Genomic DNA, 26132 nt, shown 5'->3' with positions numbered 1-26132 from the left:
TTCGCTTCGCCCTGGGATGACGAAGGCGTGAGGGTTTGTCGCCACGCCAACGAAGCGATGGTCCGCCCATGACCCACACCTTCACCATTGCCATTGACGGCCCCGCCGGCGCGGGCAAGGGCACGCTCGCCCGCCGGCTCGCCGACCACTATCGCCTCAACCTGCTCGACACCGGCCTCACCTATCGCGCTGTGGCGCATAAGCTGCTCGAGCTCGGCCTGCCGCTCGACAACGTCTCGGCGGCGGAAACGGCGGCGCGGCAGGTGGACCTTTCGAACCTCGACCGTACCGTGCTGTCGGCGCATGCGGTGGGCGAAGCGGCCTCCAAGGTCGCGGTCATTCCCACGGTGCGGCGCATCCTGGTCGAGAAGCAGCGAGCCTTCGCCAAGGCGCCGCCGGGCGCGGTGCTCGACGGCCGCGACATCGGCACGGTGGTGTGCCCGGATGCCGACATCAAGCTCTATGTCACGGCAAGCGCCGAGGTGCGGGCGAAGCGCCGGCTGGCCGAGATCGAGAGCATGGGCGGCAGCGCCGACTTCGCCACCATCCTCGCCGACATCGAGCGCCGCGACGAGCGCGACATGGGCAGAGCCTCCTCGCCGCTGAAGCCGGCGGCGGACGCGCACTTGCTTGATACCAGCGAAATGGCTATAGAAGCCGCGTTTCTGGCGGCAATGGCGATCGTTGACGATGTCCTTGCCAAGAGAAACAAGGCCTGATCGGGCTTTTTCGGTTGCCTTGAGCGGCGAAAATACCCATATCGGGCACGAACCAGCCTGCCAGCATTCTTCATGCGCCGGACTTGCCGCTTAGATAGCGGCCAAGGGCTCTTCAGCCCGGAACGCCGGCAGGCTCACGCAACGCTAACCCACGGCGCCCGCTCCGCGACAAAAGCGGAGCATTCCAGGAGAAACAATGTCAGCTGCTAATCCGTCTCGCGACGATTTCGCGAGCATGCTCGAAGAATCATTCACCGCCGGCCATTCCGGCGAGGGCCAGGTTGTCCGGGGCACGATCACCGCGATCGAAAAGGACATGGCCATCATCGATGTCGGCCTCAAGGTCGAAGGCCGCGTGCCGCTTAAGGAATTCGGCGCCAAGGGCAAGGACTCCTCCCTCAAGGTCGGCGACACCGTCGAGGTCTATGTCGAGCGCATCGAGAACGCGCTTGGCGAAGCCATGCTGTCGCGCGATAAGGCTCGCCGCGAGGAGAGCTGGGTGCGTCTCGAGGAGAAGTTCACCAAGGGTGAGCGCGTCGAAGGCGTCATCTTCAACCAGGTCAAGGGCGGCTTCACCGTCGACCTCGACGGCGCCGTGGCGTTCCTGCCGCGCAGCCAGGTCGATATCCGTCCGATCCGCGACGTCACCCCGCTGATGCACAACCCGCAGCCCTTCGAGATCCTCAAGATGGATCGCCGCCGCGGCAACATCGTGGTGTCGCGCCGCACCGTGCTCGAGGAGAGCCGCGCCGAACAGCGTTCGGAAATCGTGCAGAACCTCGAGGAAGGCCAGGTGGTCGAGGGTGTGGTCAAGAACATCACCGACTACGGTGCGTTCGTCGACCTCGGCGGCATCGACGGCCTGCTGCATGTCACCGACATGGCATGGCGCCGCGTCAACCATCCGACCGAGATCCTCAACATCGGCCAGACGGTCAAGGTGCAGATCATCCGCATCAACCAGGAAACCCACCGCATCTCGCTCGGCATGAAGCAGCTCGAGTCGGATCCGTGGTCGGATATCGGCACCAAGTTCCCGATCGGCAAGAAGATCAAGGGCACCGTCACCAACATCACCGACTACGGCGCGTTCGTCGAGCTGGAGCCGGGCATCGAGGGCCTCATCCACGTTTCGGAAATGTCGTGGACGAAGAAGAACGTGCACCCCGGCAAGATCCTGTCGACGACCCAGGAAGTCGACGTGGTCGTGCTCGAGGTCGATCCGGCCAAGCGCCGCATCTCGCTCGGTCTCAAGCAGACGCTTGAGAACCCGTGGGAAGCCTTCGCGCGCAACCATCCGGTCGGCAGCCAGGTCGAGGGCGAGGTCAAGAACAAGACCGAGTTCGGCCTGTTCATCGGCCTGGAAGGCGACGTGGACGGCATGGTGCACCTGTCCGACCTCGACTGGACCCGTCCGGGCGAGCAGGTCATCGAAGAGTACAATCGCGGCGACATGGTCAAGGCGCAGGTGCTCGACGTCGACATCGAGAAGGAACGCATCTCGCTCGGCATCAAGCAGCTGGCCCGCGACACGGTCGGCGAAGCGGCCAATAGCGGCGAGCTGCGCAAGAACGCCGTCGTCACCTGCGAGGTCATCGGCGTGAAGGATGGCGGTCTGGACGTGCGGCTGGTCGACAGCGGCATCGAGACCTTCATCAAGCGCTCCGACCTTTCGCGCGACCGCGACGAGCAGCGCCCCGAGCGCTTCACCGTCGGCCAGAAGGTCGACGCCCGCGTCATCGCCTTCGACAAGAAGACCCGCAAGCTGCAGGTCTCGATCAAGGCGCTGGAAATCGCCGAGGAAAAGGAAGCGGTCGCCCAGTACGGCTCGACCGACTCCGGCGCCTCGCTTGGCGACATCCTGGGCGCGGCGCTGAAGAAGCAGGGTAACTAAGCCCTTTCGCTTCGCGAATAACAAAACCCCGCCGGAGCGATCCGGCGGGGTTTTCTTTTGTCGGGATATCAGAGCAATTCCAGGAAAAGTGTCAGCGGTTTTCCGTCCGGAATTGCGTAAAAAAAGAGATAGAGCTCAGGCCCTGCCGTAGAGCGGGACCAGCGTGCCGCTCATGGCCTGGTTTGCGGGCGAGGCCAGGTAAGCGATCGCTTCCGCAGCTGCTTCAAGGCTGACCCATTTGGCGAAATCGGCGTCCGGCATGGCTTCGCGGTTGGCCTGCGTGTCGAGCGTCGAGGGGGCCACGGCGTTGACCAGTATGCCCTTGTGCTTCAACTCCTCGGCGATCGCCACCGTCATTGCCGCGACCGCGGCCTTGCTCGCCGTATAAGCGACCATGCCCGAACCTTTGCGCGGTTCCAGGCCGGCGCGCGCGGTAACGTTGACGATGCGGCCGGCCGTGTCGGACGCCAGCAGCGAGCGCACCGCGGCGCGGCTGCACAGGAAGGTCGTGCGGGCGTTGGTGTCCATCATTTCGGCGAAGGAGGCCGACTCGATCTTTTCGACCGGCGCCATGGTGAAGCCGCCGGCAAGATGGATCGAGGCCCAGAGCTCGGGCACCTGATGGTAGAAGGCCTCGACCTTGGCCGAATCCGACAGGTCGACATTGTGCGCCAGATGCACGCTGGCGTGGGCTGCGTAGGGAAAATGCGGCGGGGCCGCCGCGTGGGCATTGGGCACGTGGCAGATCGCGCCTTGCTCCAGCAATCTGCCGACAACCGCGCCGCCGAGCGCCCCAGTGCCGCCCGTGATCACGACATGCCTGCCGTTAAGCGTTTCCGTCATACTTTGAGCGCTCCTGTCATTTTTTTATGATTATATCTCGGGTTATGCCGCCCCAGGCTGGAACGTCGCGCCTTTCGCGCTGTCACTCAATTGAAATATCGACATGGCTGGCGCAGCGTCTTTGCATGTGTGGGGGTCGTGGCCGGTGACGATAATTGCCGACCCGCCGGCACCGGCCGGGCGACGGCCGCACCAGCCTTTCAGTCGACGGTGATTTCGATGACGCGCGGCTTGCCGGCCGCCCGTGCCCGCTTCAGCGCCTCGGCCAGATCAGCAGTTCCGGTCAACCGCTCGGCCGCGATGCCATAGGCCTCGGCGAGCTTGCAGAAATCCGGCGGCGCCGGCGAGACGCCGACCGGCTCGACGCCGACGTCGAGCATCGAGGTCTCGATCTCGCGATAGCCGCGATTGTTCCAGACGACGAAGATCACCGGCGTGTCGGCGTCGAGCGCGGCGCCGATCTCCGGCAAGGTGAACTGGAAGCCGCCATCGCCCGTGAGGCACACCACGGGCGCTTGCGGAACGGCAAGCGCCGCGCCGATCGCCGCCGGCGGACCGTAGCCCAGCGCGCCGAAGCCGGTCGCGGCGTTGAACCAGCCGCCGGGACGATCATGGTCATAGTAGAGGTTGGCGGCATAGATCGGCTGGGTTGAATCGCCGACGATGATGGCGCCCGGCAGCGCGTCGCGGATCGTCTCCACCGCGCGCACCTGCGCCAGGTATTCGGGCTTCAGTTCGGCCCGCGCGGCCTGGCGCGTCGCGGCGGCGCGAGCCTGGCCATCCCCAGCCGCAACATGACCGGGCCCGACCGCCGTAAGCAAAGCCTCGATGCCCTCGGCGCAATCGGCCTGGATGCCGACCGTCACCGGCCGGCGCGCGATCTGGTCGGCGCCGATATCAATGCGGATCAGATTGTTCGGCAGCACGAAGCCGCCGTCGCCATAGCCGTCATAGTCGGTCGGGCCGAATTCGGTGCCGGCGGCGATCACCAGATCGGCGTCCGCCACCAGCGCGCGCACGGCCTTGAGGCTGGGGCTCGCCGGCACGCAAAGCGGATGGCCATGCAGCAGGCCGCGCGCATTGGCGGTCTCGACAACCGGAGCGCCGAGCGTCTCGGCGAAGCGCCGCAACGCCGCGTCAGCCTGCTTGGCGCCGCCGCCAGCGAGGATCAGTGGACGGCGTGCCGCCTTGATTAACTTCGCCGCCTCCGCGACCGCCGCCGCGTCCGGCGCCGGGGGCGCGGCGTTGCTCAGCGCCGCCGCGATGCCGTTGGCGGGCTTGACCATGACGTCGGTGGGGATCTCGATATGCACCGGCCCCGGCCGGGCCGACGAGAACAATGCGAAGGCGCGGGCGAGCGCGCCCGGCAATTGCCCGGCCTCGGTGATGCGCTCGGAAGACAGCGCCACCTTTTCCATCATGCCGCGCTGGTCGGGCAACTCATGCAGGTAGCCCAGACCCTTGCCCAGCGTATCGGTGGCGTTGACGCCTGAGATGACCAGCATCGGCACGGAATCGGCGCGCGCCTGGCCCATGGCGGTGATGGTGTTGGTCAGCCCCGGTCCGGTGATGACGAAGGCGACGCCCGGCCGGCCGCCGGCGCGCGCATAGCCGTCGGCCATGAAGCCGGCGCCCTGCTCGTGGCGCGGCGTGACATGACGGATCCTCGAACGCGCCAGGCCGCGATAGAGCTCGACCGTATGCACGCCCGGAATGCCGAAGACGGTGTCGACGCCATGCGCCTCGAGCAAGGTGATCAGCGCTTCACCGATGGTGGTCATTGGTCTTCTCCCGTTACAGCGGGTCACTGTTCCAGCGACCCGCTCTATCTCTTCTTTCTTACGCAATTCCGGACGGAAACCCGCTTCTCACTTTTCCTGGAATTGCTTTTTTTCTACGCAATTCCGGACGGAAAACCGCTTCTCACTTTTCCTGGAATTGCTTTTCCGGCGCGAGGCCGAGCTCGGCCTCTATGGCTTTGATGCCGATCGCCGCCAATTCGCCAGGCGAGAACATCTCGCCGGCCAGGCAGCCTTCGATCCAGAGCCCGTCGATGATGGCGTTGATGGCGATGGCATGGTGGCGCAGTTCGCTTGCGTCCGGCTTGCGCCGCTCGGCGGCGAGCACTTCGGCCACGACCGCTTCCACCTCGTTGCGAAAGCCGAGATAGCCCTCCCGGTGGGCGCGGGCGAGCGTCGGATCGGCGCCGGCACGGCCGATGAAGGTCGCCCAGAGCGAAAACACCCGCTGATCGATGATCGGCGCGTTGAGATTGGCGGTGACGAAGGCGGCAAGTCGCCGGCGGGGCGAGGCGTCTTCCATGAGCAATGCCGCTTTCGCCTGCTCGGTCATGCGGCCCATCAATGCCGCATAGGCTTCCCGCAGCAGATCTTCCTTGCCGGGGAAATAGTGGCGGATCAGCCCGGCGGTGACGCCGGCGCGCAAGGCGATGGTGCGCACGGTGGCGCCCTCAAGGCCATGTTCGGCAACGCTGTCCAGGGTCGCATCGATCAGGTCCTGCCGCCGCCGCTCCTCGCCCTCGCGGCGGAACTTGCGGCGGGACGGCGCATTCATTGGCGCAGGATCGGCCGCGTCAGGCATGTCGGGCCGCCTTCGCAGGCAATGCAGAGCGCATCCGCCTCGAAGATCTCGACCGTGCAGCCGGCGGCATCCATCGCGGCTTTGGTCTTGGGAAAGCCGGCAACGGCAATGACCTTCAACGGGCTGGTCGGCAGCACGTTCAGGCTGAGGCCGTTGGACGCGGCGAACTCCTGCGGATCGCCTTCGACCAGGCGGATGCCGCGCGCCTTCAGCATCTGGTAGAACGGGGCCGGCAGAAGCGGCGAATAGACCAGCGCGAGGTCGTCGGCCAGCGGGCTGATCACCGACATCAGATGCAGGCAGGCCTCTTCGCCCTGCCACAGCGGCAGGTCGAAGCCGTAGACGGAAATGCCGAGCGGCGTCAGCAGGTTGGCAACCTGCTGGATGCCTTCCTGGTTGGTGCGCACGCCGCGCCCTATCGCCAGCGTGCGGGCATCCACCCATACGCAGTCGCCACCTTCGACCTGGCCGGGCGCCTCGACGCGGCCGAGGACCGGAATGCCCAGTCTTCTATAGGTCTCCTCATGCAGCGAAGGCTCTTTGGCACGCAACGGCTTGCCCATGGACAGGATCAGCGCGCCGCGATCGGTCACCAGCGATGGGTCATGCGTGAACACCGAATCCGCGAGACCGTCGGCCTTGTCCTCAATCCACTCGATTTCGGCACCCGAAGCCGCCACCAGTTCGGCAAGGACCGCGTGCTGCATTGCTGCTTTCGCCGGGTCGAAACCCGGGCCATAGTGCCAGGCAGCCCTGTCGGCGCTGCGCATGGCGTTGGCCGCCGAACGCATCAGCACGCGCCGCAACGGCGCCGCCATGGACTGTGATCCGAAAGCGCTCATCGATGCCCTTCTAAGATGAAAAAAAGCGAAAAAATTTCATGAAACGCTATTTATACACTTGCACAACAAGGCCGCAAGTGCCGTAATGAGCGGGATTGACGGGCTCGCGCTGTCGGGTCCATGCTGAGGTCTGGAGTGGGCAGTGCAGCGTATGTTGATTAGCCGGATGGACGTTCGACGACCTGCCTTCGACCATAGAGAGGTTGCCCGGTGAGCGTGGCGGATGCCGCCCCAGTCCAATCCGGCAAGGCGCAAAGCGCCGCCGCCGAAGCCATCCATGTCGGGAACCTGCACAAGAAGTTCGGCCAGCTGCACGTGCTGAAGGGCGTTTCGCTGTCGGCGCGCGACGGCGAGGTGGTCGCCATCATCGGCGGCTCCGGCTCCGGCAAGTCGACGCTGTTGCGCTGCATCAACTGCCTTGAGAATCCCACCAGCGGCATCATCCGGGTCAATGGCGAGGAGATCAAGCTCAAGGCCGACAGCCACGGCCATACCGTTCCGGCCGACCGCAGGCAGATCGAGCGTATCCGCTCCCGGCTCGGCATGGTGTTCCAGAATTTCAACCTGTGGAGCCACATGACGCTGATCGAGAATGTCATCGAGGTTCCGGTGCATGTGCTGGGCGTCAAGCGCGACGAAGCGATCGCCCAGGCCGAGAAGCTGCTCGCCCGCGTTGGGTTGGCGGAGAAGCGCGATGTCTATCCAGCCTTCCTGTCCGGCGGCCAGCAGCAGCGCGCCGCGATCGCGCGCGCCCTGGCGATCAATCCGCGGGTGATGCTGTTCGATGAGCCGACGTCGGCGCTCGATCCGGAGCTGGTCGGCGAGGTGCTGATAGTGATCGGCGATCTGGCGCGCGAGGGGCGCACCATGGTGCTGGTGACGCATGAAATGAAGTTTGCCCGCGAGGTCGCGACGCATGTCGTCTATCTCTACAACGGGCTGGTCGAGGAAGAGGGTCCGCCCGAACAGCTGTTCGGCGCGCCCAAATCCGAAAGGCTCAAACAATTCCTCCGCAATGTCGGCTAGGGCCGGCGTCAAGCGGGGCGAAAACCGGGAACAACAACAAACTGGGAGTCCTGACATGAAGACTGTTCTCAAGACATTCGCGGCAGCGCTGCTTCTCGGCGTCGCGGCGATGGGCGGCGTCGCCAAGGCCGAGCAGGTCAAGATCGGCGTCGCCGCCGAGCCCTACCCGCCTTTCACCTCGCCCGACGCCAGCGGCAAATGGGTCGGCTGGGAGATCGATTTCGTCGACGCGGTCTGCGCCGAAGAGAAGCTCGACTGCGTGATCACGCCGGTTGCCTGGGACGGCATCATTCCGGCGCTGACCACCAAGAAGATCGACGCCATCGTCTCCTCGATGTCGATCACGGCCGAGCGCGAGAAGACGATCGACTTCTCGGACAAGTACTACAACACTCCGACCGCGATCATCGGGCCGAAGGACCAGAAGTTCGGCGCCACGCCGGACGATCTCAAGGGCAAGGTGATCGGCGTCCAGGTCTCGACCGTGCATGCGGTCTACGCCAAGAAGCACTTCACCGGCGCGCAGGAGATCAAGGAATACCAGACGCAGGATGAAGCCAACAACGATCTGGCCGCCGGCCGGATCGACGCGGTGCAGGCCGACTCGATTGCGCTCGGCGAATTCCTGAAATCCGACCAGGGCAAGGCCTGCTGCGACCTGAAGGGCATGGTGGCCCCGGACGACGAGGTGCTGGGACCGGGTGTCGGCGCCGGCATCCGCAAGGAAGACACCGCGCTCAAGGAAAAGTTCAACGCCGGCATCAAGGCGATCCGCGCCAACGGCAAATATGACGAGATCTCGAAGAAATATTTCGACTTCGACATCTATGGCGGCGCCACGCAGTCGAACTGAACCCTCTCGCAACTGAGTGAGGGCATGGCGGTCGCGCCATGCCCGATCCTTGCCACGCACGCTTGCCGCCGGCTTCGACGTCAGCGGCTTGCCAGCAATACCGGGGGCGAAGCTGATCGACGCCTTTCTTCCGGCCTCGGCGGCCGGCATCATCGAACTCCTGTCACCGGTGGCGCCAGGCTGGGGCGGCACGCTGCTGGTCGGGCTGCTGCATTCGCTCGAGATCGCCATCGGCGCCACCTGCCTCGGCCTGATGATCGGTACCGCCGGCGCCTTCGGCAAGCTCTATGGCGGGCCGGTGACGCGCGACCTTCTGGCCGTCTACACCACGGTGGTCCGCGCGGTGCCGGAACTGGTGCTGATCCTGCTGCTCTATTACGCCGGCACCGACCTCATCAACCAGGTGCTGGCGGCGATGGGCTACAGCCGTGTCGATATCAGCGGTCTGGCGGCCGGCATTTTCGTGCTGGGCTTCGTCCAGGGCGCCTATTCGACCGAAGTTATCCGCGGCGCTATCCTCGCCATCCCGCAAGGCCAGATCGAGGCCGCCCGCGCCTATGGCATGTCGCCCAGTCTGATGCCCAGGCGCATCACGCTCCCGGCGATGCTCCCCTTCGCCATACCCGGCCTCGCCAATCTCTGGCTGATCGCCACCAAGGACACGGCGCTGCTTGCCGTCGTCGGCTTCTTCGAGCTGACGCTGGCGACGCGCCAGGCAGCCGGCGTCACCAAGGCCTATCTGCTCTTCTACGTCGCCGCCGGCGTGCTTTACCTGGCCGTGACCCTCTTCTCCAACCTGATCATCGGCCGCGTCGAGGCCTGGTCGCGGCGCGGCATGCCCTCCGTCAAGGAGGCGCGCTGATGTCGGCCGAAGCCACCGCGATCAACATGGCGGCGCGCGCCTCGATCTGGCTCAAGCCGCACCGCATCGTGCTTATCCTGATCGCGTTGGCGCTGGTGCTCTGCGCGGCCCTCTTCATGCGCTGGGACTGGCTGCCGCAATATTGGGAAATGGGCCTGATGGGCATCTGGCGGGCGCTCTGGATCCTGGCCGTCACCTGCGCGCTGGGCTTCGCGCTTGCGGTGCCGCTCGGGCTCGCGCAGGCCGGCGGACCGATCTGGTTCTCGGCACCGGCCAAGGTCTTCTGCACCATCATCCGAGGAACGCCGCTGCTCCTGCAGCTTTGGCTGCTCTATTACGGCCTCGGCTCGATCTTCCCGCAATATCCGTGGATCCGCGAATCCTGGCTCTGGCCGTATCTCCGGCAGGCTTGGCCCTATGCCGTGGTGGCGCTGACCTTCTCCTTCGCCGGCTATGAGGGCGAAGTGATGCGCGGCGCCTTTGCCGGCGTGCCGCGCGGACAGCTGGAGGCCGCCCGCGCCTTCGGCATGAGCCGCTGGAAAATCTTCCGCCGCATCTGGCTGCCGCAGGCCTTCTACCGGGCGCTGCCGACCCTGACCGGCGAGACGGTGCTGCAGCTGAAGTCGACACCACTGGTGGCGACGATCAGCGTCATCGACATCTTCGCCGTCTCCTCCAAGGTGCGGCAGGACACCTACCTGACCTATGAGCCTTTGCTGCTTCTGGCGCTGATCTATATGACGATCACCGGCATTCTCGTCTTCGCGTTCAGCCGGATCGAGGCGAGGATTCCGGTGAAGATCGGGTAGCGAATAGAGAGTAGTTCCTTTATCTCCCCTACTCGCTATTCCCTATTCGCTACTCGCTGCAGGGCAACTCTGATGCAACTCACCCTCGACCAGGCAACAGGCCTATGCCGGATGGCGGCGCTCGGCGCCGGCGCCAATGAGGAGGCGGCGCAGTCGCTGACCGCCTCGATCATCGCCGCGGAGGCCGAAGGCCTGTCGACGGTCGGGCTGTCGCATTTCATCGACTATCTGGAGGCGCTCGAAGCCGGTCGCATCCACGGCAATGCTGATCCGGTGATCACGCGGCCGGCGCTTGCGGTCTACCTCTCCGACGCGCGCGGCGGGCTTGCCCATACCGGCTTCGACCGCACGATCGATGACCTGGTCAAGGCGGCGAAACTGTTCGGCGTGTCGATCTTCTCGCAGAAGAACGCCTACACATGCGGCGCGCTCGGCTATTTCACCGGGCGGCTGGCGGAACAGGGGCTGGTGTCCTTCGCCGCCACCAATGGGCCGGCGGTGCTGGCCGGCTCCGGATCGGTCAAGCCGGTCTATTGCACCAACCCGATGTCCTTCGCCTCGCCGGCCGCCGACGGGCCGCCGCTGGTCATCGACCAGTCGTCGAGCGCCACCGCCTTCGTCAACATCCGCAAGGCGGCCGAGGATGGCAAGAAGATCCCCGAAGGCTGGGCGCTGGATGCCAGCGGCAACCCGACCACCGATCCGGCGGCGGCGATGAAGGGCGCGATGCTTGCCTTCGGCGGTCAGCGCGGCGCCAACATCGCGCTGATGGTCGAGGTGCTGGCCGCCGGCATTTCCGGCGCCAACTGGTCCCTCGACGCGCCCTGGTTCACCGGCGGGCCGGACAGCCCCGGCACCGGCCTTTTCGTTCTCGCCATCGAGCCCAAGCTGCTCGATCCGGACTTCGAGCAGCGCATGAAGGACCAGCTCGACCGGCTGCGGCGGCGCTATGGCGTGCATATTCCTGGACGCTCGCGCGCCGAAGCCGCGGAGAAGGCAAAGGCGCGTGGCATCACCACGTCCAGGTCGGTCGTGCAGCGCATTTCGGAATTCGCCGAGCGTTACTCGGCCTGATTCCCGGCTGTTGAACCTTTTCCCGAACTGACGCGACACATTCGCGGCACCGATGCCGCGAGCCGCCTGGTTGACTTCGTCCGGCTCGTGGCTGGCGGCGCCGCGCCGGGCGTTCAGGGCGAGGCGGGCGTGCTTGCTTCACGCCACCTTGATACCGTCTCAGGTCAGGCAGCCTCGTTGGACCCTGTTTTGGCGCGGAACTGCCCGGAAAACCCCGCTTCGGCGGGGTTTTCTGTCTTCTTCAAACCCTGCAGGAGGGGCGTTCCGGGCAAGTCCAAAAACAACGCAATGGCGACCTCCGGTCGCTCTTTGCCTTTGGCGAGAAACGGATTAAGAAACGGCTTCAGCCAAGCATTCGCGCGGAGCCAGTCATGACCGAAATCCTGCAGACCCCCAAGCTCGTCGTCGTCTTCGGCGGCTCGGGCTTCGTCGGTCGCCATGTCGTTCGCGCCCTGGCCAAGCGCGGCTACCGCATCCGTGTCGCCTGCCGGCGGCCCGACCTTGCCGGCCACGTGCAGCCGCTCGGCAATGTCGGCCAGATCCAGCCGGTGCAGGCCAATGTGCGCGTGCGCTGGTCGGTCGACCGCGCCGTGCAGGGCGCCGACCATGTCGTCAACCTCGTCGCCATCCTGCATGAGACCGGCCGCCAGAAATTCGGCGCGGTGCACGATTTCGGCGCGCGCGCCGTCGCCGAGGCCGCACGCTCGGTCGGCGTCGGCCTCACCCACATCTCCGCTCTCGGAGCCGACCCGAATTCCCCGTCCAGCTATGCCCGCACCAAGGCGCTCGGCGAAAAGGCGGTGTTCGATACGATCGCGGACGCCGCCATCTTCCGCCCGTCGATCAATTTCGGGCCGGAGGACTCCTTCTTCAACCGCTTCGCCAACATGGCGCGCTACTCTCCGGTGCTGCCGCTGATCGGCGGCGGACAGAACAAGTTCCAGCCGGTCTATGTCGGCGATGTCGCCGAAGCGGTGGCGCGCTCCGTCGACGGCAATGTCAGGGGTGGCCAGGTCTATGAGCTTGGCGGCCCTCAGGTGCTGACCTTCAAGGAATGCATGGAAGAGTTGCTGACGGTCATCGAACGCCGCCGTCTCCTGGTGCCGGTGCCGTTCTGGGTGGCGAACATCCAGGCATCGATCCTCCAGCTGCTGCCCAATCCGCTCCTGACCAAGGACCAGGTGCTGCAGTTGCGTGAGCACAATGTCGTCTCGGACGACGCCGTCAAGGCCGCCAGGACGCTTGCCGGGCTGGGCATCCAGCCGCAAGCGATCGCCACCATCCTGCCCAGCTATCTCTGGCGCTTCCGCGCCGCCGGCCAGTTCCAGCAGCGCCGGCCGATCGCCGACCGGTAGAGGATCTAAGTTTGATGCATGTCGTTAACCCAGAACCGCTGCACATTTCTGGGCGGCATGCATTGCTCAGCCCCGGCGCGAGACCTGCATCGGCAGGCCGCCCTGCGGCTGCGTGGTGAGCTTCTGCACCGGCCATGGCTTGGTGTCGGAGGTGACGTCGAAGCGGAAGCGCGACAACAGGATCGCTAAAGCGATGATCGCCTCCTGCATGGCGAAGCTGGCGCCTATGCACACGCGCGGGCCGGCGCCGAAGGGCAGGTACTGAAAGCGGTCGATCTTGTCGCGGTTTTCCGGGTGGAAACGCTCCGGCATGAAGGCGTTCGGCCTGTCCCAGAGTTTTCTGTGGCGGTGCACGACCCAGGGCATCACCAGCACGGCGGCGTATTTCGGAATGTAGAGGCCGTTCCAGGTCTCCGGCTCGATCGGCTCGCGGTTGATCGAAGGCGCCGGCGGATAGAGCCTAAGCGCCTCCTCGAAGGCCGCGCGGGTGAGCGGCATGGCGTCCAGCCACTTGGTCGGATCGGGCTCGCGCGCCAGCACGGCGTCGATCTCCTGCTCGACCCTGTCGCGTTCCCAGGGCGCCGCGGCCAGGCAATAGATCGTCCAGCCCAGCGCCCGCGCGGTCGTCTCGTGGCCGGCGCCGATGAAGGTGATGATGTTGTCCTCGACTTCGGCGCGGGTCAGCCCGTCCGGTCCGTCGGCCCGAAGCAGCAGCGTGAGGAAATCCTGCGGCACGCCACCCGGATCGCGCTTCATCCGTTCTTCGCGCATCTTCACCGTGCCGGCGACGATGTTGCGGAAATAGGCCATGGTCTTGCGGCCGCGGATGCGGGTGAGGCGCGGCAGCCATTCCGGAGCACGTAACAGGTCGAGCGGGTCTACGCGGCCCATGGTCTCGAACAGGCGGTCGATCTCCTTGGCGAAGCTGCCCGGCTCGCCGGCGATCTCGCCGGAAAACAGCGTCTCGGCCAGGATGTCATAGGTGAGCAGGGTCATGTCATGCGCGACATCGGTCATGCCGCCCGCTTCATAGCGGGTGACGAATTCCAGCGCGCGCTTCAGCATCGGGTCGGCGAAACCGAAGATATGGCGCGGCGTGAACACCGGCGCCATCGCCTTGCGCGAACGCTTCCAGACCTCGCCCTCGGCGGTCAGCAGCCCGTCGCGCAGGATCGGCCGCAGGATCAGCTGGCGCACCGTCGCCATCTTGTAGTTTTTGGCGTTGTCGATCAGCACATGGCGGATGAGGCCGGGATCGTTGGCGACGATCAGGTGTCCGCCGACGCCATTGGCCGAAACCCACGGCTCGTTGTAGGTGTGCTCGCCCCACAATTCGAGCGGGTTGCGGTAGACGATGCGCATCATCTCCAGCGTCGAAGGCGGCTCAGTGCGCGGCTTGGGCGCCGGCGGCACGAAGGGGGCGGGCTTGGTGTCCATAAAGATGCTCCGCTGACAGCGGTGAATGTAGTGCCCGACAAGGCCGGCGTCCATGTGACCGGACGGCACCGCACTGTCTCGCCATCTCGCCGGAATGTGACCGGCATCAGCCAATAGCTGCTTGTTGCCGGCGGTAGCCTGCGATAGTCACCAATAGATACCGCCAAGCAAGGAGCTCTCCCGTGAAGCATCGTCTGAACGTCATCATCGGCAGCACGCGGCCGGGACGCGCCGGTCCAATCTTCGGCGAATGGCTGGAAGGATTCACGCGCGAGCACGGCAAGTTCGAGCCGGCGCTGACCGACATCGCCGCGTTCCACCTGCCGATGCTCGACGAGCCGCACCATCCGCGCCTGCGCAAATATGAGAACGACCACACCAAGGCGTGGTCAAAGGCGATCGACGCCGCCGACGCCTTCGTGTTCGTGGCGCCGGAGTATAACTACTTCGTGGCACCCGCGATCGTGAACGCCATCGACTATCTGCTGCATGAGTGGCGCTACAAGCCCGCGGCGATCTTCAGCTATGGCGGCATATCCGGCGGATTGCGCGCCGCGCAATCGCTGAAGCCGCTGCTCACCTCGGTCGGCGTCATGCCGATCCCGGAGGGGGTGGCGCTACCGGCCTATGCGAGCCTGCTCGATGAGAAGCGCGCCTATCATCCGAGCGAGCAGGTGCAGGGCGGAGCGAAGACGATGCTGGACGAGTTGTTCCGCTGGAGCGGGGCGCTGAAGACGCTGCGCGCGGCCGAATAGGCACGAAAGCTTCCCAGCAAGGCAATTATCAGGCTGCGCTTAGGCGCGGCCTTTTGCGTTTCATCGACCCTTTTCGGCCGAACGCCGGGACCGTATCAGCGCGGGCGTGGAAGCACCTTGCCGCCAAGCCGGCAAAATGCCCGCAAACCTTGGAAAATCCGCCATTTGCGCCTATATCTAGGACATCAAAACGGCGCGATTCGCGGCCATTTTTCGGCGCCGGACCAGCGACATCAATCAGACAGGTTTTCATGAGCGATCAGACCGAAAGCGCCATTGGCGCGCAAGCCGAGTACGGCGCCGATTCCATCAAGGTTTTGAAGGGGTTGGACGCGGTGCGCAAGCGTCCGGGCATGTATATCGGCGACACTGACGACGGCTCGGGCCTGCATCACATGGTCTATGAGGTGGTGGACAACGCCATCGACGAGGCGCTTGCCGGCCACGCCGACCTCGTCTCGGTGACGCTCAACCCCGACGGTTCCGTTACCGTCATCGACAATGGCCGCGGGATTCCGACCGATATCCACCCCTCGGAGGGTGTTTCGGCGGCCGAAGTGATCATGACGCAGCTGCATGCCGGCGGCAAATTCGACCAGAACTCCTATAAAGTGTCCGGCGGCCTGCATGGCGTCGGCGTCTCGGTGGTCAACGCGCTTTCCGCCTGGCTCAAGCTCAAGATCCGCCGCAACGGCGAGATTTTCGAGATGAGCTTCACGCATGGCAATGCCGACGCGCCGCTGAAGGTGACCGGCAGCTACGTGCAGGACAAGCAGCCCGGCACTTATGAAGGCCGCAGCGGCAGCGAGATCACCTTCTTCCCGTCGGCCGAGACCTTCACCATGGTCGAGTTCGACTACAACACGCTGGAGCACCGGCTGCGCGAGCTCGCCTTCCTCAATTCCGGCGTGCGCATCGTGCTGACCGATGCGCGCCATGCCGACCTTGTGCGCCATGAGCTGCATTATGACGGCGGGCTGGAAGAGTTCGTCAAATATCTCGACCGGGTGAAGAAGCCGCTGATCGAGGCGCCGATCGCCATCCGCGCCGAGCGCGACGGCATCACCGTCGAAGTCGCGATGTGGTGGAACGACAGCTACCACGAGAATGTGCTGGCCTTCACCAACAACATCCCGCAGCGCGACGGCGGCACACATCTGGCCGGCTTCCGCGCGGCGCTGACCAGGCAGATCACCGGCTATGGCGAGTCTTCCGGCCAGACCAAGAAGGAAAAGGTCTCGCTGACCGGCGACGACTGCCGCGAAGGCCTGACCGCTGTTCTCTCGGTCAAGGTGCCCGACCCGAAATTCTCCTCGCAGACCAAGGACAAGCTGGTCTCGTCAGAGGTGCGCCCGGTGGTGGAAAGCCTGGTCAACGAGGCGCTGGGCACCTGGCTGGAAGAGCATCCGAGCGAAGGCAGGGTCGTGGTCGAGAAGGTGATCCAGGCGGCCGCGGCGCGCGAAGCCGCGCGCAAGGCGCGCGACATCACGCGCAAGAGCACGCTCGGCGTCACCTCGCTGCCCGGCAAGCTCGCCGATTGCCAGGAGCGCGACCCGGCCAAGTCGGAAATCTTCATCGTCGAGGGTGACTCCGCCGGCGGCTCGGCCAAGGGCGGGCGCTCGCGGCAGAACCAGGCGATCCTGCCGCTGCGCGGCAAGATCCTCAATGTCGAGCGGGCGCGCTTCGACCGCATGCTCTCCTCCGACATGATCGGCACGCTGATCACCGCGCTCGGCACCTCGATCGGCAAGGACGAGTTCAACGCCGACAAGCTGCGCTATCACAAGATCATCCTGATGACCGACGCCGACGTCGACGGCGCCCACATCCGCACGCTGCTGCTCACGTTCTTCTTCCGGCAGATGCCGGAGCTGATCGAGCGCGGCCATCTCTACATCGCCCAGCCGCCGCTCTACAAAGTGACACGGGGCAAGAGCTCGCAATATCTCAAGGACGAGAGCGCCTATGAGGAATATCTGATCGGCTCCGGGCTGGATGAGGCCTCGCTGGTGCTCGCCTCCGGCGAGGTGCGGACCGGGCAGGACCTGCGCAGCTCCGTAGACGACGCGCTGGCGGTGCGCCAGCTGATCAACGGGCTGCACACGCGCTACAACCGCAGCGTCGTCGAGCAGGCGGCGATCGCCGGCGCGCTCAATGCCGACGTGCTTGCCGATCTCGGCCGCGCCAACGCGATGGCCGAGCGCGTCGCGCAGCGGCTGGACATGATCGCCGAGGAGACCGAGCGCGGCTGGACCGGCCGGCTGTCGACCTCCAATGACGGCTCGGGCGGTTATGTCTTCGAACGCACGGTGCGCGGCGTGAAGGATGTGGTGCAGCTCGATGCCGGGCTGATTGCTTCGGCCGACGCGCGCCAGCTCGACCGCTACGCGCCGCGGCTTTCGGAAGTCTATGGCGAGCAGCCGACGCTGCGCCGCAAGGAGACCTCGGAGCTTGTTTCGGGACCGCTGGCGCTGCTCAACGCGGTGTTCGCTTCCGGCCGCAAGGGCCTCACCATGCAACGCTACAAGGGCCTTGGCGAGATGAATGCCGAGCAGCTCTGGGAAACCACGCTGGACCCGAATGTGCGCTCGCTGCTGCAGGTCAAGGTCAATGACGCGACAGACGCGGATTCATTGTTCTCGCGGCTGATGGGCGACGAGGTGGAGCCGCGCCGCGAGTTCATCCAGGACAACGCGCTGTCGGTGGCTAATCTGGATATCTGAGCGCACCTACACACTCAAAAAGAGAGGCCCGGCATTTGCCGGGCCTCTCTTTTGAAGCCTGCAATCAAGCTCAGTGGTCCATGGCCTTGACGATCTCTTCCGTCATCTTCTTGGCGTCGCCGAGCAGCATCATGGTGCCGTCCTTGTAGAACAGCGTGTTGTCGATGCCGGCATAGCCGGAGCCGAGCGAGCGCTTGACGAAGAGGCAGGTGCGGGCCTTGTCGACGTCGAGGATCGGCATGCCGTAGATGGGCGAGGACTTGTCATCACGCGCGGACGGGTTGGTGACGTCGTTGGCGCCGATGACATAGGCGACGTCGGCCTGCGCGAACTCCGAGTTGATGTCCTCGAGCTCGAACACCTCGTCGTAAGGGACGTTCGCCTCCGCCAAAAGGACGTTCATGTGGCCGGGCATGCGGCCGGCGACAGGGTGGATGGCGTATTTGACCTCGACGCCATTGGCCTTGAGCTTGTCGGCCATTTCGCGCAACGCGTGCTGCGCCTGGGCCACCGCCATGCCGTAGCCGGGCACGATGATGACCTTCTGCGCGTTCATCATCAGATAGGCCGCGTCGTCGGCCGAGCCTTGCTTGACGGTGCGCTCGATGCCGTCGTCGGCAGCCGCCGCCGTCTCGCCGCCGAAGCCGCCGAGGATGACCGAGATGAAGGAGCGGTTCATCCCCTTGCACATGATGTAGGACAGGATCGCGCCGGACGAGCCGACCAGCGCGCCGGTGATAATCAGCGCCAAATTGCCGAGGGTGAAGCCAAGCGCTGCCGCCGCCCAGCCCGAATAGGAATTCAGCATCGACACCACGACTGGCATGTCGGCGCCGCCGATCGGGATGATCAACAGCACGCCGAGCACCAGCGAGGCGGCGACGATCAGCCAGAAGACGAGCTTGGACTCGGTGGTGACCAGAAGCACGATCAGCACCACCAGGGCGACGCCGAGGACGATGTTGATCAGGTGGCGACCGCCGATCATGATCGGCTTGCCGGACATGCGGCCGTCGAGCTTGAGGAAGGCGATGACCGAACCGGTGAAGGTGATGGCGCCGATGGCCACACCGAGGCTCATCTCGACCAGCGCCTGGGCGTGGATGTCGCCCGCCGTGCCGATGCCAAAACTTTCCGGCGCGTAGATGGCGGCGGCTGCCACCATGACGGCGGCAAAGCCGACGAGCGAGTGGAAGGCGGCGACCAGTTGCGGCATCGAGGTCATGGCGATGCGGCGCGCGGTGACGGCGCCGATGCCGCCGCCGATGGCGAGGCCGAGCACGATCAGGCCGAAGCGGCCGGCAGAGGGGGTCGCCAGCGCCAGCGTGGTGGCGATGGCAATGCCCATGCCGATCATGCCGTAGAGATTGCCCTGGCGGCTGGTGGTCGGATGCGAGAGCCCGCGCAGCGCTAGGATGAACAGGATGCCGGACACGAGATAGAGGAAGGAAGCGAGATTGACGGTCACGTCACTTTTCCTTCTTCTTGTACATGGCGAGCATGCGCTGGGTGACCAGGAAGCCGCCGAAGATGTTGACCGAGACCAGCACCAGGGCGACGAAGCCGAAGCCTGCGGCGAGGCCGGAAGCGGCAATGCCGACGGCAAGCAGCGCGCCGACGACGATGACCGAGGAGATTGCATTGGTGACGGCCATCAGCGGCGTGTGCAGGGCCGGCGTCACCGACCACACGACATAATAGCCGACGAAGATCGCCAGCACGAAGATGGCGAAGCGGAAGACGAAGGGATCGATGGCGCCGCCCGAGAGCGCATGCGCCGCGCCGCTTGCGGCATCGGCCGCGCCCGGCGCGTTGTTGGCGAGATCCTGCACCGCGAGCCGCACGGCGGCGGTCGCCTGATCGAGCTGATCGAGAGCTTTCTGCAAGGCGTCCATCACGCGGTCCCCTTAGGCTTGGCTGCGGACTTCTTCTTTGCCGCCGGCTTCGCGTCGGCGGCATCGGCAACCATGGTCGTCGCCGGAATGGCCGCCGGCTCGGTGCGCGGCTCCTCCGCCGCCTTGGCGAAGTTCGGATGCACGACCCGACCGCCGTCGGTCAGCATCGTCGCCTTGACCAGTTCGTCGTCGCGCTTGATGGCGAGTTGCTTCGTCGCCTTGTCGACCATCGTCTCGAGGAAGGCGTAGAGGTTCTTGGCGTAGAGCAGCGAGGCCGAGGCCGCGACACGGCCCGGCACGTTGAGGTGGCCGACGATCTTGACGCCGTTCTCGGTCGTCACGACCTTGCCGGGAACCGCGCCCTCGACATTGCCGCCGCGCTCGACCGCAAGGTCGACGATCACCGAGCCCGGCTTCATCGAGGCGACCATGGCGGCCGAGACCAGCTTCGGCGCCGGTCGTCCAGGGATCAGCGCGGTGGTGATGACGATGTCCTGCTTGGCGATGTGCTCGGCCGTCAGCGCCGCCTGCTTGGCCTGGTATTCCTTCGACATTTCCTTGGCGTAGCCGCCGGCGGTCTCGGCCGCCTTGAACTCTTCGTCCTCGACCGCCAGGAACTTGGCGCCGAGCGACTGCACCTGCTCCTTCACCGCCGGGCGAACGTCGATGGCGGTGACCACGGCGCCGAGACGGCGCGCGGTGGCGATCGCCTGCAGGCCGGCGACTCCGACGCCCATGATGAAGGTTTTCGCCGCCGGCACGGTGCCAGCCGCCGTCATCATCATCGGCAGCGCGCGATCATATTCGGCGGCAGCGTCAATCACCGCCTGGTAGCCGGCAAGGTTGGCCTGCGAGGACAGCACGTCCATCACCTGCGCGCGGGTGATGCGCGGCATGAATTCCATGGAGAAGGCGGTGATGCCGGCCTTGGCCATTGCGGCCACCGCGGCATCGTTGCCGTAGGGGTCCATGATGGCGATGACGGCAGCGCCGGATTTGTAGCCCTTCAGCTCCGCGTCGGTCGGCCGGCGCACTTTCAGCACCACGTCGGCCTTTGACGCGTCGGCAGCCTTGCCGATCGTGGCACCCACCGCGGCAAAATCCTGGTCGGGGATGCGGGAGCCGAGGCCGGCGCCCTGCTCGACGATCACGTCGAAGCCGAGACCGGCCAGGCGCTTGACTGTCTCCGGCGAGGCTGCGACGCGCGGCTCGTTCGGGTCAAGCTCACGAGGGATGAACACTATTTGTCCCACCGGACGATCCTTTCGGCTGGAACCTTGATTACGCAAGGCGTCGGCCGGACGTCCGGCGACGTCGAGGGCGATGGGCTTGGGAAGTCTACCGCAGAATGAGAGTGCCGATGGCCGTGATCAGGATGAACACGATGAGGCCCGAGAAGAAGCCGCCGACGAAGAAGCCGAAGGCCATGGCGATGAGGATGGCGGCGCAAACCAGCGAGCCGTATTTGGCAAGGCCGAGGAAGGCCTTGTAGGTGCGGTCGTGCTCGGCATAGTCCATCTGCGCGCCAAGCTCGACCGGACCGGCGGGCGTGTGATCAGCCATGGAAGTACCCCTTCGAAAAAGCCTTTGAGGCACATAGCGAAAAGCCGAACCAAGAGCAATGGCGCTATTGCCGCACAGCCTGCGACAACAGCCTCAAATGAAAGTTGAAATTGAACGGCGCGCCCTGGCCCGCGCGGCAAGGGGAACTTCAGCCGGCGAGTTGGGGAAAAAGGCCGAGCAGGCCGACGACGATCAGGTAAAGCGCGACGATGTAGTTGAGGAGCCGCGGCATCACCAGGATCAGCACACCGGCGATCAGCGAGATCAGCGGCGTCAGCGCGATTGAATGAATGGTCATGTCGCAATCCTTTCATTCGACAGGCGATCGCCCGTCAGACGGCTGCGGAGCTTGTCCTGATGCAATTCCGGCCGGAAAACCGCTCACACTTTCCTGGAGTTGCTTGCTAACGCCGCAGCCGGCAGAAGGTTCATGGCCCGCGTTCAGGCAGCGGCGCGAAAGTATTTCGCCGTCGGCACGATCGAGAGGGGCGTCAGCCGGTTGATGGCCGGGTTGCCGAACATCAGCCGCTGCTCCATCGGCGTCGATCTGAAGAACGGCAATCGTTTGAGCGTCAGGCGCATGTTTTCGCCGGCCGGTATTTCGAACAGTGCGAGCGGGGGAAGAACGCCCGGAAATGCTTTAGCCTCTGTCCTCTGCACGGCCTGAAAGTAACGAACGTAAAAAGAGGAATGCTCCATCTTGACCGGCGTCAGCACCGAGTCCTGACCGAAGTAGCAGGAGGCGACCATGGCGATCCTGAGCGTCAGAAAAGGCAGCACCCCCGGCGCCGGCGCGCTGTCGGGGTCGGCCGCGAAGCGGGTTCCGTCAATGAAGGTTTCGCCGCGGGCGAGCCGTGGAAGCAAGACTTCGGGATAGGCATCGACCGAAGGCGAGTATGGCTGCGCGCTGGTAATATAATGGAAACGCAGTGTGCTGACCAATTGGTCATAGCAATAGACACCGAACCGATAGGCGTTGGGTAGATTATCCCAGCGATCCTCGAACATCCCGCTCGCGATCGGACCACACATACCTGAGCGCCGATAGGAATTGTAGCGGAGCCGATAGATCGCCTCCTGATCTTCACCCCCCGTGATGAGGCGATATTCAACATGATCCAGCAGTTCCATCATCGACCGGTTGAGCGCGGAGTCCATCCTCGCGCTGGCGTCGGCCGACGCACTCTTCCTCGCAGCATCCATTGTCAGTCCTCGAATTCCGCCTGCGACCAAGGCTATTCGAGTTGAAATGAGACACAAGCTGAAAATTCGATATTGCTGATTTACCTCTTGTTAACCTTAATGCCGGTCGCCCAATTTCGCTGATCATGCGCGAGAAAAGCAAATCCCGACGCGAGCGACCCTCTAATGCCAACCGGTTATAATCGACGAAGTCATTTCGAATTCAGAGCTTCGAAAGCGCCGAGGCACGCCCAGCCTACACTTGTCCTGAGCGGCCAATATATTTGGCGGGTCCTCAATACGGGTCGTAATTCTGCGAAGTGGAAGCCGTTTTGCGCTTTGCCCGGAAATCCGGTCAGCTGGCCGTTCGTTTGCCGGCGATATGCAGGTCCGCGGCAAATGGCCAGGTGACGCTCGACATCGTCTCGATGCCCGACGCGCTGAGCGCGGCGCCGAACAGAAAGCCTTGCACGAAGTCCGGCTTGACCAGATGAACCAGCGTCTTCAGCTGCTCGAAGGTCTCGACCCCTTCGATGGTGACTGAAAGGCCCAATGTCCGCGACAGGCTGACGATGCCCTTCAGCAGATCGAGCGACTGCCGGTTCTGGTTCATATCGACCAGGAAAGAGCGGTCGATCTTGATCTTATCGAGCGGCAGCTTGTGGAGATAGCTCAGACTGGAGTAGCCGGTGCCGAAATCGTCAAGCGCGATGCGCACGCCAAGCGCCTTCAAGTCCTCGATCGATTCGCGCGTCAGCGATTTGTCATCGAGCAAGGCGGTCTCGGTGACCTCGATTTCGAGCCGGTGCGCCGCAAGGCCCGACTTGGCCAAGGCGTCCCTGACCTTCTGGACGATGTCGCGGCTGCGGAAATCCTTGGCCGACAAGTTCACCGACACACTGGTCTGCGCCGGCCATTTGGCGCATTCGGCGCAGGCGGCCTCCAGCACGAAGGTGCTGATGTCGGAAACGATGCCCATCTCTTCCGCCAAGGGGATGAAGACGCCGGGCGAGATTGGGCCGAGGTCGGGATGGTCCCAGCGGCAGAGCGCCTCGCAACTGGCGATGCGCATGGTGCTGATGGAGACGATCGGCTGATAGACCACGCGCAGATCCTTGGCCTGCACGGCATTGCGCAGATCGGCCTTCATCAGCTGGCGATTGCGGAACGCGGCGTCCATGGCCGCCTCAAACAGCCGCCAGCTGTTCTTGCCAAGTTCCTTGGCCTTGTAGAGGGCAAGGTCGGCCTTGACGATCATTGCATCAACCTCGGTGTCCTTGACCTTGGACAGCACCGCGCCGCCGCTGGCCTGGATGCGCAAGCCGTGGCCGGCGACGTCCACCTCGCCCTGCAGGTCCGCGAAGATCCGATCGAGCAGGGTGCCGAGATGGCTCTCGTCCTCGACGCGGTCGAAGAAGATCATGAACTCGTCGCCGCCGAAGCGGCTGACCGTGATGCCCGGTCCGGCAATCGCCGCGAGACGCTCGGCCACGGCGTAGATCAGCCCGTCGCCGACCGGATGGCCGAGTGTGTCGTTGACGCTCTTGAAGTCGTCGAGATCGAGCACCGCGAGGCCGCAGAGCCGATCCTGCTCGCCGGAGGCCATGGCCTCACGGACCAGCTCGTGGAAATAGGCGCGGTTCGGCAGGCCCGTCAGATTGTCGTAGCGCGCCATGAAGCGTATCTTTTCTTCCGCCTCGACGCGCACCGTCACGTCTTCGAAGGTGATGACGCCCAGTTCCTGGCTGCCTTCGCGGGCGGAGAATTCGTAATGCTGACCATTGGCCAGCGAAACGAGCACCTTGCGGTCGCGGCCTTCGCGCAGGGCGCGCGTCAGCTGCGCCTCGATGTAGCGGCAGTCTTTCGGCGCCAGCATGCCGCCGGCGACGCCCCGCATCAAAAGGCCGTGGATCGAGCGTCCGAGCAAGGCATCGCCCGATCTCAGCGACATCAGGCGGGCGGCTTCGGCATTTGCCACCGCAACCCGCCCGTCGGGCCCCAGCATGACCAGGCCATGCGACATGGTGTTGAGCGCGCGATCGAACCGGCGCGTCAGGTTCCCGGCCTGCTTGTGGCCGATGACGGCGGAGAAGAGCACGTTGCGGACATGGTCGGCGCTGTTGATGGTGACGAACGTCAACGGGAAGATCATCAAGCCGAGGACGACAGAAGCCATATCCATGCGCAGGATGAGCGCAAGAGCCGCGGGCCCGACGAGGGTCAAGGAAAAAATCTGGACCATGCGCATGGACCCGTAGCTTCGTCCGACAACCGTTACCAGGGTCGTCAACGACAACGACACCGACGCCAGTTCAGCAAATTGGTCAGGACGCAGGTAGATCGACACGAAGCAGAATGACCCCAATGCGAGGCCCTGCGCGCTGCCTTTGAGAATGTAATTGCGCTCTATCGCTTCTGCCTCTGCGACACTTGCTATGGTGCCGCCCGCTCTATGGAAGCCTCGGATGCTGAAGTACCGCCAGAGGCTGGCCGATAGCAGAACGAAAGCCAACGTCAGATAAAGCAGATCCTGCGTACGCAGGTAGACCATGAACCCGAGAATCCAGTAGCAGACGCCGCCGATCGCAACCATGCCGGCGTTGTCGAACAATGCCCGCACGAACTGGATATAGACATCCGCCGGGATGTTCTCGGTCTTTGTTCTACCCATGCCGCTGGCCCAACGCTACGCCTTGTCATGCCACACCCGCCTTAAGAAAGGCTTAGAACGGCGTTCAACCCCGGTTGCGGAGGGTTGCAGCAGGCGGGACAGACCAGGGAATCCGGGAGTTCTGGCGCCGTCAATGCGCCGGCGCGGTCACTCGGCGGCGCGAAGCGTCGGCTCCGCCGGAGCCTGGGCCAGACGCTCGATCAAGCGCGAGCGCTCGCCCGCCGCCTTCGCGGCGCTGGCCTGCCGGACATGGCCGTAGCCGCGGATCAATGCCGGCACGGAGGCCAGGGCGGTCGCGGCCTCCACCCTGCCCGGCGCCAGCGCGCCGGCGATGAGGTCGAGATCGGCTTCGTATTCCCTCAACGCTTGCCGCTCCATGCGCCGCTCGGCCGTGTAGCCGAAGAGGTCGAAGGCGGTGCCGCGCAGGCCCTTCATCGCCGCCAGCAGTCGAAAGCCCTTCATCATCCACTGGCCGAAGCTCGATTTCCTGGGCTTGCCGTCATTGCCGCGGCGGCCGAGGATCGGCGGCGCGAGATGGAATTCAAGCCTCTCGTAGCTCTGGAACTGCTTGGCGAGGTCGGCGGCGAAAGTGCCGTCGGTGTAGAGCCGCGCCACCTCATACTCGTCCTTGATCGCCATCAGCTTGAAGAGGTTTTTCGCCGCCGCTTCAGTCACCACCGTCGAGCCTGGAATCGCCTTCGCCTCGGCGGCGCGCAACGTCGCCACGCGGTCGGCGTAGCGCCTGGCGTAGGCGGCGTTCTGGTAGGCGGTGAGGAAGGCGACCCGGCGGGCGATGACATCGTCCAGCGTCTCGGCCGGTTTGGGCGCAGGCCTGCCGGTCTGAGCGACCAGGCCACGTACGAAGTCGGGCTGATGCGCGGCGCGGCGGCCCCAGCGGAAAGCGGCGATATTCATCGCCACCGCTTCGCCGTTCAATTCTATCGCCTTTTCAACGGCTTCAGCCGAAAGCGGCAGGCCGCCATGCTGGAAGGCGAAGCCAAGCATGAACATGTTGGCGCCGAGCGAAT

The 26132-nt window shown here is 64.7% G+C and carries 23 protein-coding genes; 10 read left to right on the top strand and 13 right to left on the bottom strand.

The window, feature by feature from the left end; genetic code table 11:
- Positions 1-68 precede the first annotated feature (68 nt).
- Entirely contained in the window at positions 69-719 is a 651-nt protein-coding gene (cmk, locus tag EOA28_RS02575) for a (d)CMP kinase (RefSeq protein WP_127249698.1), read from the top strand.
- A 196-nt stretch (positions 720-915) separates the two neighbouring features.
- Positions 916-2613: a 30S ribosomal protein S1 gene (gene rpsA / locus EOA28_RS02570; protein WP_127249699.1), complete on the top strand. Its 1698-nt coding sequence runs from the start codon at positions 916-918 to the stop codon at positions 2611-2613.
- A 135-nt stretch (positions 2614-2748) separates the two neighbouring features.
- Here rpsA and EOA28_RS02565 read toward each other — a convergent pair whose 3' ends face one another.
- The 4 genes from EOA28_RS02565 to EOA28_RS02550 all read right to left on the bottom strand — a co-directional run bounded on the left by EOA28_RS02565 (position 2749) and on the right by EOA28_RS02550 (position 6899).
- Entirely contained in the window at positions 2749-3456 is a 708-nt protein-coding gene (locus EOA28_RS02565) for an SDR family NAD(P)-dependent oxidoreductase (protein ID WP_127249700.1), read from the bottom strand.
- Positions 3457-3656: 200 nt separating this feature from the next.
- Complete coding sequence (locus EOA28_RS02560; RefSeq protein WP_127249701.1) at positions 3657-5237, bottom strand: 5-guanidino-2-oxopentanoate decarboxylase; 1581 nt, start codon at positions 5235-5237, stop codon at positions 3657-3659.
- A 142-nt stretch (positions 5238-5379) separates the two neighbouring features.
- A complete protein-coding gene (locus tag EOA28_RS02555) occupies positions 5380-6057 on the bottom strand; it encodes a TetR family transcriptional regulator C-terminal domain-containing protein (RefSeq protein WP_126063106.1) in 678 nt (225 codons plus the stop codon).
- The gene (locus tag EOA28_RS02550; RefSeq protein ID WP_127249702.1) at positions 6027-6899 is read right to left on the bottom strand and encodes a dimethylarginine dimethylaminohydrolase family protein; all 873 of its coding nucleotides are present in this window, start codon (positions 6897-6899) and stop codon (positions 6027-6029) included. Before EOA28_RS02550 ends, EOA28_RS02555 begins: the two co-directional genes overlap by 31 nt.
- A 210-nt stretch (positions 6900-7109) precedes the next feature.
- Between EOA28_RS02550 and EOA28_RS02545 the strand changes: the two genes are divergently transcribed.
- From EOA28_RS02545 to EOA28_RS02520, 6 genes are all read left to right on the top strand, one after another.
- Positions 7110-7925, top strand: coding sequence for an ABC transporter ATP-binding protein (locus EOA28_RS02545; RefSeq protein ID WP_127249703.1), 816 nt, complete (start codon positions 7110-7112; stop codon positions 7923-7925).
- A 55-nt stretch (positions 7926-7980) separates the two neighbouring features.
- The gene (locus tag EOA28_RS02540; RefSeq protein WP_042645165.1) at positions 7981-8778 is read left to right on the top strand and encodes a transporter substrate-binding domain-containing protein; all 798 of its coding nucleotides are present in this window, start codon (positions 7981-7983) and stop codon (positions 8776-8778) included.
- Positions 8779-8974: 196 nt separating this feature from the next.
- The gene (locus EOA28_RS02535; protein ID WP_128314553.1) at positions 8975-9640 is read left to right on the top strand and encodes an ABC transporter permease; all 666 of its coding nucleotides are present in this window, start codon (positions 8975-8977) and stop codon (positions 9638-9640) included.
- A complete protein-coding gene (locus EOA28_RS02530) occupies positions 9640-10449 on the top strand; it encodes an ABC transporter permease (RefSeq protein WP_042645166.1) in 810 nt (269 codons plus the stop codon). Before EOA28_RS02535 ends, EOA28_RS02530 begins: the two co-directional genes overlap by 1 nt.
- 72 nt (positions 10450-10521) lie before the next feature.
- Positions 10522-11523, top strand: a complete 1002-nt coding sequence (locus EOA28_RS02525) for an Ldh family oxidoreductase (RefSeq protein ID WP_189341902.1) — start codon at positions 10522-10524, stop codon at positions 11521-11523.
- A gap of 371 nt (positions 11524-11894) precedes the next feature.
- Positions 11895-12878, top strand: a complete 984-nt coding sequence (locus tag EOA28_RS02520) for a complex I NDUFA9 subunit family protein (RefSeq protein ID WP_128314552.1) — start codon at positions 11895-11897, stop codon at positions 12876-12878.
- A gap of 66 nt (positions 12879-12944) precedes the next feature.
- On the opposite strand, the gene EOA28_RS02515 is transcribed toward EOA28_RS02520, so the two are convergent.
- Positions 12945-14315, bottom strand: a complete 1371-nt coding sequence (locus EOA28_RS02515; protein WP_127249706.1) for a cytochrome P450 — start codon at positions 14313-14315, stop codon at positions 12945-12947.
- A 182-nt stretch (positions 14316-14497) separates the two neighbouring features.
- Between EOA28_RS02515 and EOA28_RS02510 the strand changes: the two genes are divergently transcribed.
- Both EOA28_RS02510 and gyrB read left to right on the top strand, forming a co-directional pair.
- The gene (locus EOA28_RS02510) at positions 14498-15070 is read left to right on the top strand and encodes an NADPH-dependent FMN reductase (protein WP_127249707.1); all 573 of its coding nucleotides are present in this window, start codon (positions 14498-14500) and stop codon (positions 15068-15070) included.
- Between the two features lie 251 nt (positions 15071-15321).
- Positions 15322-17793, top strand: a complete 2472-nt coding sequence (gene gyrB, locus EOA28_RS02505; RefSeq protein ID WP_042645171.1) for a DNA topoisomerase (ATP-hydrolyzing) subunit B — start codon at positions 15322-15324, stop codon at positions 17791-17793.
- A 70-nt stretch (positions 17794-17863) separates the two neighbouring features.
- Here gyrB and EOA28_RS02500 read toward each other — a convergent pair whose 3' ends face one another.
- The 8 genes from EOA28_RS02500 to EOA28_RS02465 all read right to left on the bottom strand — a co-directional run.
- Positions 17864-19261, bottom strand: coding sequence for an NAD(P)(+) transhydrogenase (Re/Si-specific) subunit beta (locus EOA28_RS02500; protein ID WP_127249708.1), 1398 nt, complete (start codon positions 19259-19261; stop codon positions 17864-17866).
- Position 19262: 1 nt separating this feature from the next.
- Entirely contained in the window at positions 19263-19688 is a 426-nt protein-coding gene (locus EOA28_RS02495; RefSeq protein ID WP_127249709.1) for an NAD(P) transhydrogenase subunit alpha, read from the bottom strand.
- The gene (locus tag EOA28_RS02490) at positions 19688-20941 is read right to left on the bottom strand and encodes a Re/Si-specific NAD(P)(+) transhydrogenase subunit alpha (RefSeq protein WP_127249710.1); all 1254 of its coding nucleotides are present in this window, start codon (positions 20939-20941) and stop codon (positions 19688-19690) included. Before EOA28_RS02490 ends, EOA28_RS02495 begins: the two co-directional genes overlap by 1 nt.
- A gap of 85 nt (positions 20942-21026) precedes the next feature.
- Entirely contained in the window at positions 21027-21251 is a 225-nt protein-coding gene (locus tag EOA28_RS02485; RefSeq protein WP_042645175.1) for an aa3-type cytochrome c oxidase subunit IV, read from the bottom strand.
- A 148-nt stretch (positions 21252-21399) separates the two neighbouring features.
- Positions 21400-21549, bottom strand: a complete 150-nt coding sequence (locus EOA28_RS02480) for a DUF3096 domain-containing protein (protein WP_082056395.1) — start codon at positions 21547-21549, stop codon at positions 21400-21402.
- Between the two features lie 143 nt (positions 21550-21692).
- Positions 21693-22454 (bottom strand): hypothetical protein, encoded by a 762-nt coding sequence (locus EOA28_RS02475; RefSeq protein ID WP_127249711.1) that lies wholly within the window; start codon positions 22452-22454, stop codon positions 21693-21695.
- A gap of 334 nt (positions 22455-22788) precedes the next feature.
- Positions 22789-25104, bottom strand: a complete 2316-nt coding sequence (locus tag EOA28_RS02470; protein ID WP_126079868.1) for an EAL domain-containing protein — start codon at positions 25102-25104, stop codon at positions 22789-22791.
- 147 nt (positions 25105-25251) lie between these two features.
- The coding region (locus EOA28_RS02465; RefSeq protein WP_348633420.1) for a DUF6537 domain-containing protein at positions 25252-26132 on the bottom strand (881 nt) is incomplete at its 5' end.

It is taken from the genome of Mesorhizobium sp. M2A.F.Ca.ET.067.02.1.1 (assembly GCF_004023285.1).
Taxonomy (GTDB): domain Bacteria; phylum Pseudomonadota; class Alphaproteobacteria; order Rhizobiales; family Rhizobiaceae; genus Mesorhizobium.
The sequence above is the reverse complement of the archived record's forward strand: the minus strand, read 5'-3'. Positions and strand labels throughout refer to the sequence as shown.

Coding starts and splice junctions, on each gene's coding strand:
- EOA28_RS02560 (WP_127249701.1), bottom strand. CDS start 5,237: ATGACCACCATCGGTGAAGCGCTGATCACCTTGCTCGAGGCGCATGGC.
- EOA28_RS02520 (WP_128314552.1), top strand. CDS start 11,895: ATGACCGAAATCCTGCAGACCCCCAAGCTCGTCGTCGTCTTCGGCGGC.
- cmk (WP_127249698.1), top strand. CDS start 69: ATGACCCACACCTTCACCATTGCCATTGACGGCCCCGCCGGCGCGGGC.
- EOA28_RS02525 (WP_189341902.1), top strand. CDS start 10,522: ATGCAACTCACCCTCGACCAGGCAACAGGCCTATGCCGGATGGCGGCG.
- EOA28_RS02495 (WP_127249709.1), bottom strand. CDS start 19,688: ATGGACGCCTTGCAGAAAGCTCTCGATCAGCTCGATCAGGCGACCGCC.
- EOA28_RS02470 (WP_126079868.1), bottom strand. CDS start 25,104: ATGGGTAGAACAAAGACCGAGAACATCCCGGCGGATGTCTATATCCAG.
- EOA28_RS02475 (WP_127249711.1), bottom strand. CDS start 22,454: ATGGATGCTGCGAGGAAGAGTGCGTCGGCCGACGCCAGCGCGAGGATG.
- EOA28_RS02480 (WP_082056395.1), bottom strand. CDS start 21,549: ATGACCATTCATTCAATCGCGCTGACGCCGCTGATCTCGCTGATCGCC.
- EOA28_RS02555 (WP_126063106.1), bottom strand. CDS start 6,057: ATGCCTGACGCGGCCGATCCTGCGCCAATGAATGCGCCGTCCCGCCGC.
- EOA28_RS02540 (WP_042645165.1), top strand. CDS start 7,981: ATGAAGACTGTTCTCAAGACATTCGCGGCAGCGCTGCTTCTCGGCGTC.
- rpsA (WP_127249699.1), top strand. CDS start 916: ATGTCAGCTGCTAATCCGTCTCGCGACGATTTCGCGAGCATGCTCGAA.
- EOA28_RS02515 (WP_127249706.1), bottom strand. CDS start 14,315: ATGGACACCAAGCCCGCCCCCTTCGTGCCGCCGGCGCCCAAGCCGCGC.
- EOA28_RS02565 (WP_127249700.1), bottom strand. CDS start 3,456: ATGACGGAAACGCTTAACGGCAGGCATGTCGTGATCACGGGCGGCACT.
- EOA28_RS02530 (WP_042645166.1), top strand. CDS start 9,640: ATGTCGGCCGAAGCCACCGCGATCAACATGGCGGCGCGCGCCTCGATC.
- gyrB (WP_042645171.1), top strand. CDS start 15,322: ATGAGCGATCAGACCGAAAGCGCCATTGGCGCGCAAGCCGAGTACGGC.
- EOA28_RS02550 (WP_127249702.1), bottom strand. CDS start 6,899: ATGAGCGCTTTCGGATCACAGTCCATGGCGGCGCCGTTGCGGCGCGTG.
- EOA28_RS02485 (WP_042645175.1), bottom strand. CDS start 21,251: ATGGCTGATCACACGCCCGCCGGTCCGGTCGAGCTTGGCGCGCAGATG.